The sequence below is a fragment of the Streptomyces sp. NPDC005281 genome, assembly GCF_040607495.1.
Taxonomy (GTDB): domain Bacteria; phylum Actinomycetota; class Actinomycetes; order Streptomycetales; family Streptomycetaceae; genus Streptomyces.
In genome coordinates this window covers 91,347-103,757 of sequence record NZ_JBEXGX010000027.1, presented here as the reverse complement: position 1 = coordinate 103,757, position 12,411 = coordinate 91,347, and the positions used below count along the sequence as shown (strand labels likewise).

Genomic DNA, 12,411 nt, shown 5'->3' with positions numbered 1-12,411 from the left:
CCTTCGACGGGGGTACACATGTGCGTCAACAAACGGCGTGAGCCTACTACTGACCGGGAGGTAACTCGAAGACCCGTCCGACGCATGGTCTCGGCCCGGCAGGGAACGAGACATGGGGAGTTGTCCGTTCATTGGGGGAGATTGCGCCCCTGGATCCGGCACTTGGGGCCGGATCCCATCGGAGCGGGGAACTTCGTCACTTGGCCGAAATTCTTCGCTCGGCGGGAATCTTCGGGGCAGGTCGTTCGTCTTTCTGTACGGGAATTGAGGGCGGAATCGGCCACAGGCGCCGCATGCCGCACTCTGTCGGCGTAAAAGAGCGCAAGCCGGGCAGCCACTGGGGGGCGGGGGTCGCAAGACGCCCGTGCGAGAGGACTGCTGGGCGGTGGGGAGTGACAAGTTGATGGGCACGGCGGAGCGGAGCGGGTCACCCGCTGCTGAGGTCGCGACACGGAAGGCGGCACAACACGCCACCCGGGCACCGGATGACGGCATTCGGGCAGCGGGGCCCGGTCGTCCGGACACGCGACCGGCGACGGAAAGGCCCTGCACGGCGGACCTCCAGGACACCACCCCGGGAAGGGGTGGCCGAGCCGAGGAGAAGGGCGCTGCCACGAACGGACACGAGGACGACGAAGAGCGGGCGTACTACCGGCCGTTGTGGATCGAGGAGCCCGCGCGCAGGCGTCGGCTGCCCGACCCCGTGCGGACGTCTGCCGTGCGCGCGGTGCTCGTCATCGCGGTCACGCTGATACAGGCCGTGGTGGCCTTCCTGTGCACGGTGACGGATTCCTGGCTGGCCTTCCCGATGCTCATCAGCAGCATAGGCAGTACGGTCCTCGCCACCTGGGCCGCGCTGGACGTCTGGGTGACTCGGCAGGTGTGGAACCAGCGGAACGGCGTGGTGTCGGTGCCGAGCAGCACGGCGCGTGCGCTCCGACGCGAGCGACGTAAGGCCAGGCGTCAGGCGCGGATCGCGGCGCGGGCCCAGGAGCGGATACGCAGGCGGGGCGGGGCCGGGCAGTTGTCGCACTCGTAGCGGGGGCGGCGACCCTTCGCGCCTCGGCTCTTCGGCCGCGGGTCGGTCGAGGGCTCTCTCGGCGGTCGTTCGAGGGCTCCCTCGGCCAACCGGACCGTGTCCGCTGCGCGTCGCGGGCCGGCGAACCGGATCCGAGAACCGCGAGCGTGGCCGGCCATCGGCCGCCGAAGCGGTGGCCGATGTCGACCATCACGACTTCGGCGGGCGGGGAGCGGCCGTCGAACAGTTCTCTCCGACGGCCCCGGCCCAAGGAAGGAGGACGTGTGGATGAGCGCACCGCCAAGGGCGCGGGGAACCCCGCGGCCGGCCGCTGACGGCACGCGATTCCCCCTCCGAGACGGCTCGGTCGCTAGGGAGTGACCGGTGCCGGGCGCTTGTACATCCGTGTCGCGGTGATCTCGGTGTGCACGGCTTCTCCGGCGGAGGCTTCACGCGGCAGTCCCGGCCGCAGATGCTCCTCGACGCTGATGTACTTCAGCCCGGCTCGAAGGTCGGCGTCGTTACGCAGCCGGATGACGAGGGGGAACTCGGCGAGCGCGGTCGTGTCGAACAGGCCGGTGGTGTAGAGGAGCTGGACGCCGAGCGCGTCCGAGACGGCCCGCTGGAGCTCCAGCAGATAGGTCGCGTTGGCGCGCCCGATGGGGTTGTCGAGGAACAGGGTGCCTGCGTGCCGCTGCTTGTCACGGCCGCGGTCGTTGCTGCGCAGGGCCGCCATCGTGCAGTACAGCGCGATGGCGGCGGTGAGCAGCTGACCGCCGGAGAACACGTCGCCCATCTGTCCGACGGGGACCCGCTCCGCGCGCAGCACGGCGTCCGGCTTGAGGATCTCGACGGCGACGCCCTTGGGCTGGAGCGCGGCGCCGACTCCGCGCAGCAGCAGCGACATGCCGTCACGCCGCATGTCCGAGTTCTTCTTGACCGCGGCGCGGGTGGCCTCGTCCACCACCTCGCCGAGCCGCTCGGTGAGGGCGGCCTGGTCGGGTTCCTCGAAGCGGATGCGGAGGAACTCCTGTCCGGACCACTCCCCCAGTCCCTCCGGCAGCCTGGACAGCCGCTGGGCGGAACGAAGGGTGGCGAGGGAGGACTCGACGAGCCCGCGCAGCCGGTCCACGATCGAGTCCCGGTTGCGCTCCAGCTGCGCCAGTTCGTCGGTCAGCACACGCAGCCGGGGCGCGAACGCGTCCGCCCACTTCTGTGCGTGCTCGGGGAGGGAGGAGGCGGGCAGCTCGCGGATCTGCTGCCGGGCGGGGGTGCGCACCTGCTCGTAGCGCGTGGAGTTGGCGTGCCGCACCAGGATGTCGCTCGCCTCGCGGACGGCGGCCTCGGCCGTGGTCAGGTCGGCGGCGCAGCCGCGTAGCGAACGGCGGCTCTCGGCGGCGGAGTTGCGTGCCTCTTCGAGCGTGCCGGGGTAGGGCTCCTGCTCGTCCTGCGGCTCGTCGTCGACCTGGTCGCGGAGCAGGTCCCTGAGGAGTGCGGCGACCTCGTCGAAGCCGCCGGCAGCGTCCTCGGCCGACCGGTGGGCACCGAGGAACTCCCCGTGCGCCTCGCGGGCTTGGTTCAACGCCTCGGTGCGGGAGGCGAGTTCGGTGGTGGCGGTGCGCAGCAGTGCCTGAGCCTGCTCGGCGTCACCGGGAACCAGTTCCTCGGCCAGTTCGGTGTGCGTCCCGCCTTCCTCGGGCGCGTGCCGCTCGGCCTCGCCGCGCAGCCGCCCGAGCTGTTCGCTCGCGGTCGACATCCGGGTCTCCAGGAGCTGCACCAGTTCCTCGGCCCGTGCCGCGGCGGCCTGCCGGGAGGGGCCGTCCGAACCGTCCGGTGACTCCAGGAGCTGTCCGGCGCGGGTGCGGACCTTGTTGCTGAGCCGGTCCAGCTCCGCGAGCGCCGCGCTCTCGTCGCTCTCGGCCCGTGCCTGCTCCGCGCGCAGGTCGGCACCCACGCCGACCTTCTCGTAGAGCTGCGACGCGGCCCGGTAGGCCTCGCGCAGGGCGGGCAGCGAGGCCTTGGCCGCCGCCGTGCCGTCCTGGGTCACCTCGTCGGGGGCGCCGGCGATCTCCGCGCGTTCGGCGCGCAGCGCGCGGGCCGTGCGGCGGGCGTCGTCGGCGGCCCGCTGCGCGGCGCGGCGGTCCTCGTCGGCGGCGCGGGCCCGGTCCAGGCACACCTGGGCACGAGCCTCCGACTCGGCCGCCTCGTCGGCGAGTTCACGGACCTTGAGCTGCCATCCGGCGCGTTCGCGCAGCCGGAAGGCGAGTCCGGCGAGCGCGTCGGCGGCACGGCGGGCCTTCTGTGCGGCGTCCTGGCGCTCGTCGCGTACGTGGGCCGCGTCGGCCGCCGTCTCGTCGGCCTCCGCCCGCACGGTGCGGGCCTCGGCGAGCTCGGCCTCGGACTCCTCCGCGAAGGCGCGCGCGTCACGGGCGGTCGCGGCCAGCTCGGCGAGCCGCCCTGCGGGGCAGCCGGTACGCCAGGACGCGAGGCGGGCGGCCAGTTCCCGGTCCTTGCCGAGGCGGGCGGCGAGGGTACGGATCTCCTCGTCCCGCAGACCCGTCCGGGCCCGCAGCGCCTGGCGCTCCTCGTCGGCGGCGTGTTCGTCGTGCATGGCCGGGTTCGGTGGTACGAGGAAGACCCCGCCGTCGTCCGCGTCGGCGGCCGGGGTCGGGGCGAGCAGGGCGGCGGCCGTTCCGACGGCCACCGTCGAACGCGGCAGCAGCGCCGCGTCGCCGAGTACCTCGCGGGCCCGCGCATGGGTGTCCGGGTCGGTGATGATCACACCGTCGACGAGTTCGGGCCGGGCGGCCAGTACGCGCGCGTGGTCGACGGGGTCGACGGCCTGGGCGAGGTAGCGCCATCCGGGCAGCGCGGGGATGCCGTGCTCGCCGAGGTACTCGACGGCGGCGAGGACATCCGGGCCGGGCGGCAGCAGGCCGCCGTCGCCGAGCGCCCCGAGGATCCGGGCGTCGTCGGCCGCGGCGGTGCGCAGTTCGAAGAGCTGCCGCTCCGCGGAGGCGACGGTTTGGTCGAGGAGTCCGCGGAGGTCGTCGGCGTACCGGTCGAGCTCTTCGGGAGCCAGTGGCGCACCGCCCGACGAGACGGCCGGGCTGTCGGACTCCTCGTCGCGGCGCGGGTGCGGAACGATGCGGGGGGTGTCGGCGCCGGGCAGGCTCAGCAGCTCCGCGAGCCGTTCCTCCCGCGCCAGGGCCTCGGCCGTGCCCCGCTCAGCTTCGTGCGAGCGTTCGGCCGCGGTCGCCGCGTCCGCCGCGCGGGCGGCCGTCAGTTCGGCGCGGGACTCGGCGGACGCCGCCTCCCGCGCCTGGTCGGCGGCGCGCCGCGAGGCCTCGCGCGCGGTGTCCCAGGCGGCGACAGCCGTCTTCTCCGCGTCGCTGGCGGCAAGGGCGGCCCGGGCCGGGTCGGCGTCGGGGGCGCTGTCGTCGAGCCAGCCGGCCCGGACCGCCTCGGCGGTCTCCTGCTCGACCTCGGCCAGCCGCTGACGCAGATGACCGACCTCGCTGCGGGCGCGCTGTGCGGCGGTGGCGGCGGCCGTCGAGTCGGCGTGCGCCGTCTCGCCGTTCTCCTGGAGGGCGGCGGACCGCTCCTCCTGCTCGTTGGCGAGCGACTCGGCGCCCTCGGCGGCCCGGTGCAGGGCGTGGACGAGGTCGACGGCGGCCTTGGCACGGGCCGCGAGCGCGGGGGCGGCGTCCCGCTCGGCCTCGCGGATCACGTCGGCCACGCGGGTGGAGCGGTCGGCGGCGGCACGGTGACGCAGGACGGCCTCGGCCGCCTGCCAGGCCGCGTGCAGGGTGCGCGCGTCGGCGAGCTCGCGCTTCTGCGCGGCGGCCGACTTCTCCGCGCCGGCGAGGGCCAGCGACGCGTGGCGGTAGGCGAGTTCGGCCGCGATCAGCGCGCTGCGCTCGCGGGCGCCCTCGGCGTGGGTGACGGCGTACGCGGCGGCGGTCACGCGCTGGGCGAGCTCACCGGCGCGCACGCGCTCCCGCACGGCACGTGCGGACAGCCGGCGTGCCAGCGTCCTCGTACGCCGCTCGGCGCCGGTGTGGATGTCACGCGCGCGCGAGCGTGCCCCGGCGGCGTCGACGATCCGGAGGAGCAGGTCCACGGAACCGGCGGTGAACTCGCGCTCGGCGATGAGTTCGGCGCGTCGCCCCAGCTTGTTGCCGAAGCCGCCGACCAGGTCGGCGAGCCCGTCGGTGTCGCGGGTGTCGGTGACCGCGCGCAGCAGCAGGTCGGTGAAGTCGGAGTCCTTCTTGACCGCGAAGAGGCCGGCGGCCTCGCCCTCGTCGGCGTTCATCTCCCGCTGGTAGCGGAAGAGTTCGGGGTCGAGGCCCAGGTCGCCGAGGTGTTCGTTCCAGCGGTCGTGGATCTCCTCCCAGTGCACCTCCAGGTGCGGGTAGGCCTTGCCCGCCTCGGTGATCGCGTCTCGGAAGCCCTTCATGGTGCGCCGCCGCCCCTGCGCTCCCGAGGCGCCCTCGACGGGCGGCCGTACCGAAGTGGCCTCGGCGACGGGCAGGTTGTCCAGGCTGAGCCCGGGGCCCGGCCGGAACGAGTACCAGCCTTCGGCGAACTTCCGCGGGTCGTTGGAGACCTGCCGCCCGCGCCACTCGCTCGCCTTGCCGACCACCACGCACTCACCGGTGAGCGTGTGCTGCCACTCCAGCGCGACGTGCCCGCAGTCGTCGGCGAGCAGGAACTTGCGCAGCACGCCGGAGCTGGCGCCGCCCAGGGTGTTGCGGTGACCGGGGAGCATGACCGAGAAGATCAGCTTGAGCAGCACCGACTTGCCGCCGCCGTTCTCCAGGAAGAGAACACCGGCGGGCGCGGGCCGGCGGGGCGGGCCGACCGGCTCCTCCTGGAAGAACTCCGCCTGGGTGGGCGCCGGGTCGGGCACGGGCTCGCCGACTCCGCGCAGATCCAGCACGGTGTCGGCGTAACGCGCACCGGCGGGCCCGATGGAGTAGAGGCGGACCCGGGACAGCTCGTACATGGCGGCGGACTCTCGTAGTCGTGAGGGGCGGTGAGGTCGTGGCGGGGAAGCCGGGGCGACGGCCGGGGGCGGCCGTCGGACGTCGCGCTGACGTCAGGAGTGGAACGGCAGTCCGGCTCCGGCCACCAGTTCCAGTTCGTCGGTGTCCTCCGCGGGCAGCAGGGTCGCCGTGCCGTCGGTCACCGGGACGATGCCGAGCTCCAGCAGTTCGGCCATGGCCGCGCTGCCGGCCATGTCGCGGACCTGGAGCTGATAGCGGGCCGTCGTCCGGAAGGTCCCGCCGGAGTCGTCCCCGGTGCGCTGGAGGAACCCGGAGTCGGTGAGGAAGGCGACGGCCTTGGCGATGATGCCCGTCGTCGAGCCGGCCAGTCTTCGCGCGTCCTTGGTGGCCCCGGTGGAACTTCGTCGTGCCCAGATCCGCCAGGCAGCCTCCAGTCCGGGCGCGTCGGTCGCCGGGTCGGTGTTCTCACCGGTCTCCTCGGCCCGCTCCTCCAGGCGCCGGCATGCCTGCCGTACGAAGGCGTCGACGCCGTTGACCGAGACGCGCCCGATGTATCCGTCGTCGGCGAGGTCCTCGGGGCGAGGGAAGGCCATCGCGGCGACGGCGAGGTGGGCGAGCCCGTGCAGGAACCGGTCCCCGGCGTCGGTCGAGGCGCGTCGCGCGTAGTCGCCCATGCGGACGGCGAAGACCGAGTCCTCGGCGGCTGTCACGGCCATCCCCGCGCGCGGGGACACCTCCAGGACGACGAGCCCGAGCCCCGCCGCGACCGCGTCGGCGAGCCGCGCGAAGGGCGGGTCCTCGCGGTAGCGGCGCAGCAGCTCGGTGTACTCCTGGTCGCGCGCGGGCTGAAGTTTGGGCTGTAGCCCGAAGGCGACGAGCCGCGCCGCGTCGGCGGCGTCGGCAGGTGTGACGGGGGCGTGCGCCGGTGCGGCGGTGGCCTCCGGTTCACTCCATTCGACGTGCTCGGTCACGGCTGGGGCTCCTTGTTCGAAAGCACGAGGGTACGTGCACAGGGGCGGGCGGGTGCCCGGTGCGAGGCTCCCGGCCCGACGGGGTGCCGCTTCGCCGAACCAGGGAAGTACAGCTCCGCCGGACGGGCGGGGCCGGTGACGCCGGACGCGGGGGTCCGGGACCGTCCGGGGCCGAGCTGCGAACCCGAGAGACGCGGCTTCGCCGGACGGGCAGGGCCCGTGACGCCGGACGCGGGGGTCCGGGGCGACCCGCGGCGCATGGATCGAAGCGGCGAACCCGGGAGATGCGGCTCCGCCGGACAGGCGGGGCCGATGGCCCGGGACGCGGGGGTTCGGGGCCGTCCGGGGCCGAGGGGCGGACGGTTCATGCCCGGGCCGCCTTCATCCCGGCCGCGTCGAGCAGGGCCATACCCACGATCAGATCGGCTCCGCCGAACTCTGGGTCGTCCAGCTCGGTCCCGTCGTCCACGGAGAACAGCAGACGCTCCTCGCCCTGCCGGTAGGCGGTGCCGACGGGCGGACTCGCGGCGTGCACGGCCAGCAGAGCCACCAGGTAGGGCAGCTCGGGATCGCGGCGGCGGGCCTCCGCGAGCAGCCCGGACAGCCGGCGCGGCGCGTCGGGGGGCAGGTTCAGCAGCTCCTTGGCCGAGGCGAACTGCTCCTCGCTGAAGCGGCTGTCGTCAGGTGTGGCGATCAGATCGGGCTCGGGCATCTCCGCACCGAGGTGCTCGCGCTCCAGCGGCGGCGAGAGGAGGATCTCGACGAGGTCAGTCACCCGCACGGCGACCGGGGTGCGCAGCCCCGTCCCACGCTTGAAGAAGGCGTCGGTCACGCGCAGCGCCTGATCCACGGGCAGGGGCAGCACCGGCGCGACCAGATGCCCGTAGAGGTCGATCCCCGACGTCGTCATGGGGGTCCCGAAGGCCTGCCGGTCCTGCTCGGCGCGGAACAGCGGGCCCGCTTCGAGCAGACGGGACTGGAGCTGGGTGTGCCGGCGGATGCAGTCCTTGACTATGTCGACGAGCTCGGCCGCGCGCCGCTTCTGCTCGGGGTCCTCGGACTCGTCCCGGGCCTTGCGGATGTTGGTGAGGATCGCGTTCTCGTGGCGGTAGCGGTCGGCGACGTGGTCCAGGGCCTCGGCGATCATGTCGGGCACGGCCTGGAGCCAGTCGACGGCCCGGACGTTGCGCCGGGTGGCGTCGAGGGCCCTGCGCAGCGTCTCCGCGTACTGCACGGTGCGGTAGCGGGCCTGCTCGGCGGCGAGCTGCGCGTCGGCCAGCCGGCCGCGGCTGATCAGGACCTCCAGCTTGACCTCGGCGGCGATCTGCGCGCTGGTGACATCGGTGTCGAGGGCGCCGACGAGAACGTTGACCGCCTCGTCGGTCGTACGGAGGTAGACGCCTCCTCCGTAGCCCGGCACTTCCTCGATCAGCTTGAAGTCGTAGTCGCGGCGCACATAGGTGCCGTCGGGCGCGAAGGTGCCGTACACGGCCCGGAAGCCCCGGTCGACACTGCCGACGTTGATCAGGTTCTCCAGGACCCAGCGGGCCACGCGCTCGTGCTCGGCGACCGGTCGCCGGGGGGCCTGCGCGGCGATGCGCGGGATGAGCCTGGCCACTATCTGGTCGTGGTCGGCGCCCGTGTCGAAGTCCATGTTCAGTGTGACGAGGTCGATGGCGGCGAGGGCGACCTCGGCCATGCCGTACACCGTGTACTCGCCCGCGAGGTTCGCCTTGCGCATGTCCAGGTCGTGCAGCGGCGCGGTGCACGCGAGCGCGCGCAGCCGCCGCGCCAGGCCCTCGTCGGCGGCCGGGCCCGGCGCCGGGCGCGGCCCCGCGCTGAGCTGGGGCGGAACGCTGTCCGTCGATGCAGGCGAAGTCACGCTGCACAGACTAGGTCCTCGGTCCGACAACGGTCGAAACGGGCGGAAGCGACCGCCGCCCCCCGCCGGGCACGAACCCGCCGCCCCGCACAACCACACACCGGCCCGCCCGGCGCGGCCGACGTCATGACGTCGGCCTTGCGTGTCCGACGCCACACAAGGCCGACGTCATGACCCCGGCCTTGACTGTCCGAGGCCACACACCGGTTCCTCACGGCGGAGGCGCCGCGTCGTCCACTGGCCGCCCTCTGCCCCGGCAGCACCCGGCGTCGGCCGGACGACCTGGTCCAGGCCCGCGCGCCCCGTCAGCCCGGGGCCTGCCCCCCGTCCGTCACTCGGCGCGCGTACACCTCGACGAGCCCTCGGAGGGAGTCGTCGAGGTAGGCCGCGAGGAGGCGCTCCGCGCCGTCCCGGTCGCCCTCCAGCAGGGTCTGGAGGATCTGGTGGTTGCGGGCGAGGTAGGGCTCGTGGAGCCGCTGGGGGTCGTCCACGACGTGGAAGGCGAGACGCAGCTCGGCGAAGACGCTGCGCATGACCTCGTCGGTACGGGCGCTGCCGGCGAGCGCGACCAGTTCGCGGTGGAAGTGGATGTTGGCGGTCGACACTCCTTTCCAGTCACCTTCGCGTGCCGCCCGCTGCCCCTCGGAGACGGCCCCGGCGATTCCCTCGACGGCGTACGGCGGACTGCCGAGCCCGCGGACCACGGCGCACTCGACGAGGGACCGGGTGCGGTAGATGTCCTCGACGTCCTCGACGGTGAGCACCCGTACGAAGACCCCTCGATTGAGTTCGTGCACCAGGAGCCGCTCGTGCGTGAGCAGCCGGAACGCCTCGCGCAGCGTGTTGCGCGAGACGCCGAGCGCGCCGCCGATGCTGTCCTCCGACAGCCGTGTCCCGGGCGGGAAGAAGCCCTCGGCGATCCGGCCCCTGAGGATGTCCGAGACCCGCTCGGCGGTGCTGGTGCGGCCCAACAGGGCCCGATCGTCGGCCAGTTCCGTCAGCTCTGCCATGCCCGGAATTCAACCGCAGACCCAAGAACGAAACAACACGGGTATTGAGGGATCGTTCAACGATCCTCTACCTTGTCGGACAGGCGCCCTCCGCACCACCGCTCGTACCGGGTTCCCGCACCACCGCTCGTACCCGGTTCTCCGCACCACCGGCGCACGCGGTTCTTCGCACCACCGGCGCACGCGCACGCAGCTCTCGTACCACCGCGCGTACGCCGTTCCTCGCACCACCGCTCGTCCCCGGTTCTCCGCAGCACCCGAACTCCCGGGCGCCCAAGGCTCAGCACGGCTCGGCTCAGTCCTCACGCACTCTCCGTCCCTCACTGCGAGGTGCCCATGAGCACGACCCCTCCACCCCAGGCCCTGACCCCGGGCGCGCCGTCCGGCACGGCTGAACCCGCGGCCGGGGAAGGCGCGTTCGGCTGGCTGCGCGCACTCGGTCCCCAGGGCCGACGCGCCTTCGGCGGCGCGTTCGGCGGCTACGGCCTCGACTCGTACGACTACTTCACCCTGCCGCTGAGCATGGTCGCCCTCGCGGCCTACTTCGGCCTCGACAGCGGTCAGACCGGCCTGTTCACCACCGTCACACTGGTCGTGTCCGCGGTCGGCGGCGCCGTCGCGGGGGTGGTCGCGGACCGGATCGGGCGCGTAAAGGCGCTGATGATCACCGTGATCACGTACGCGGTGTTCACCGTGGCCTGCGGTTTCGCGCCGAACTACGAGACGCTGCTGGTGTTCCGTGCCCTCCAGGGCCTCGGCTTCGGCGGCGAGTGGGCGGTCGGCGCCGTCCTGGTCGCCGAGTACGCGAGCCCCCGGCACCGGGGGCGCACGCTCGGCGCGGTCCAGAGCGCCTGGGCGGTCGGCTGGGGCCTGGCGGTGACCGTCTACACGCTGGTCTTCCAGTACCTCGACGACGGCCTCGCCTGGCGCGTGATGTTCTGGACCGGCGCGCTGCCCGCGCTGCTCGTGGTCTGGGTCCGGCGCCAGGTGCGGGACGCTCCCGAGGCGGCCGCGGTCCGCGAGCGGAGCGCGCGCAAAGGATCGTTCACGACCCTCTTCAAGCCCGGCACGGCCGAGACCCCGGGCCTGTTGCGCACCACGTTCTTCGCGGTCCTGCTCTCCACCGGTGTCCAGGGCGGCTACTACACGCTGGCCACCTGGGTGCCCACCTATCTGAAGACGGAACGCGGACTGTCCGTCGTCGGCACCGGCGGCTACCTGACGCTCCTGATCTCCGGGGCCTTCCTCGGCTACCTCACCGGCGGCCTGCTCACCGACAGACTGGGCCGCAAACGCAACATCCTGCTCTTCGCGGTCCTCTCCGCGGTGTGCGTCCTCGCCTACGCGAACATCCCGAGCGGCGCCAACGCCCTTCTCCTGGTGCTCGGTTTCCCCCTCGGCTTCTGCATGTCGGCGATCTTCAGCGGCTTCGGCTCGTTCCTGAGCGAGCTGTACCCGGTGGAGGTGCGGGGCACGGGACAGGGCTTCGCGTACAACACCGGGCGTGCCGTCGGCGCGGCCTTCCCCACCACGGTCGGATTCCTGGCCGACAGCTGGGGCGTGGGCGGAGCGCTGGTCTTCGGCGCGATCGGCTACGCGCTCGCCGCGCTCGCCCTGACCGGACTTCCCGAGACGCGCGGCAAGGAGCTCCGGTGAACGAAACCGTCCAGGTCCGGCCGTCCGCCCTCCCCGGCGACGGCACGCCGGGCCTCTTGAAGACCTCCGCGCACGCGCACGCGTGGACCCCCGCAAGAGCACGTCGGCGGTTCCGGTCGGGGCTGTCGGTCCCCACCGCCGGGATCGCCGCGGGCCACGCCCAGGCGAACCTCGTCTCCGTGCCCGCCGACTGGGCGTACGACATGCTGTTGTTCTGCCAGCGCAACCCGAAGCCGTGTCCCGTCCTCGACGTCACCGACGCCGGTTCGTGGACCACCGTGCTCGCCGCGGGCGCCGATCTGCGCACCGACCTGCCCGGCTACCGGGTGTGGCAGGACGGTGTGCTGGTGGCCGAGCCCACGGACGTCGTCGAGTACTGGCGGTCCGACCTGGTGTCGTTCCTGATCGGGTGCAGCTTCACCTTCGAGTGGGCGCTGAGCTCCGCGGGCGTGCCGCTGCGCCACATCGAGCAGGGCCGCAACGTCTCCATGTACGTGACGGCACGTCAGTGCCGGCCGGCGGGCCGGCTGCGCGGCCCCATGGTCGTGTCGATGCGTCCGGTGCCTCCCGAGCACCTGAGCACGGCGATCCGGGAGAGCAGTCTGCTGCCGGCCGTGCACGGGTCTCCGGTGCACTGCGGCGACCCCTCGGGGCTGGGCATCGAGGATCTCTCCCGCCCCGACTTCGGCGATCCGGTGGTCGCGGCCCCGGACGACATCCCGGTTTTCTGGGCCTGCGGAGTGACGCCCCAGGCGGCGGTGATGGCATCCCGCCCGCCGTTCGCGATCACCCACGCGCCCGGCCGGATGTTCATCACCGACACCCGTGACGAGCAGTACCGAGTGGCCTGAACGGGCCGGACGAG

General features: G+C 73.2%; 7 protein-coding genes. 3 read left to right on the top strand and 4 right to left on the bottom strand.

What is annotated here, in order from left to right; all coding sequences use genetic code 11:
• Nucleotides 1-385: 385 nt before the first annotated feature.
• Nucleotides 386-1,039, top strand: coding sequence for a hypothetical protein (locus ABZV42_RS31365; RefSeq protein ID WP_355977965.1), 654 nt, complete (start codon nucleotides 386-388; stop codon nucleotides 1,037-1,039).
• 349 nt (nucleotides 1,040-1,388) lie between these two features.
• Here the strand turns inward: ABZV42_RS31365 and ABZV42_RS31360 are convergent, their stop codons facing one another.
• The 4 genes from ABZV42_RS31360 to ABZV42_RS31345 form a co-directional block, all read right to left on the bottom strand.
• Nucleotides 1,389-6,026 (bottom strand): hypothetical protein, encoded by a 4,638-nt coding sequence (locus ABZV42_RS31360; protein WP_356054710.1) that lies wholly within the window; start codon nucleotides 6,024-6,026, stop codon nucleotides 1,389-1,391.
• A 93-nt stretch (nucleotides 6,027-6,119) separates the two neighbouring features.
• Nucleotides 6,120-6,998 carry a hypothetical protein gene (locus ABZV42_RS31355; protein ID WP_355977971.1) on the bottom strand — a complete coding sequence of 293 codons (879 nt, stop codon included), beginning with the start codon at nucleotides 6,996-6,998 and terminating at the stop codon, nucleotides 6,120-6,122.
• Between the two features lie 364 nt (nucleotides 6,999-7,362).
• Complete coding sequence (locus ABZV42_RS31350) at nucleotides 7,363-8,880, bottom strand: hypothetical protein (protein ID WP_356054708.1); 1,518 nt, start codon at nucleotides 8,878-8,880, stop codon at nucleotides 7,363-7,365.
• A 305-nt stretch (nucleotides 8,881-9,185) separates the two neighbouring features.
• Nucleotides 9,186-9,890, bottom strand: coding sequence for a GntR family transcriptional regulator (locus tag ABZV42_RS31345; protein ID WP_355977977.1), 705 nt, complete (start codon nucleotides 9,888-9,890; stop codon nucleotides 9,186-9,188).
• 336 nt (nucleotides 9,891-10,226) lie between these two features.
• Between ABZV42_RS31345 and ABZV42_RS31340 the strand changes: the two genes are divergently transcribed.
• Together ABZV42_RS31340 and ABZV42_RS31335 are read left to right on the top strand one after the other, a co-directional pair.
• Nucleotides 10,227-11,546 (top strand): MFS transporter, encoded by a 1,320-nt coding sequence (locus ABZV42_RS31340; protein ID WP_355977980.1) that lies wholly within the window; start codon nucleotides 10,227-10,229, stop codon nucleotides 11,544-11,546.
• A 56-nt stretch (nucleotides 11,547-11,602) separates the two neighbouring features.
• Nucleotides 11,603-12,397 (top strand): putative hydro-lyase, encoded by a 795-nt coding sequence (locus ABZV42_RS31335; RefSeq protein WP_355978401.1) that lies wholly within the window; start codon nucleotides 11,603-11,605, stop codon nucleotides 12,395-12,397.
• The last annotated feature ends 14 nt before the right edge of the window (nucleotides 12,398-12,411 follow it).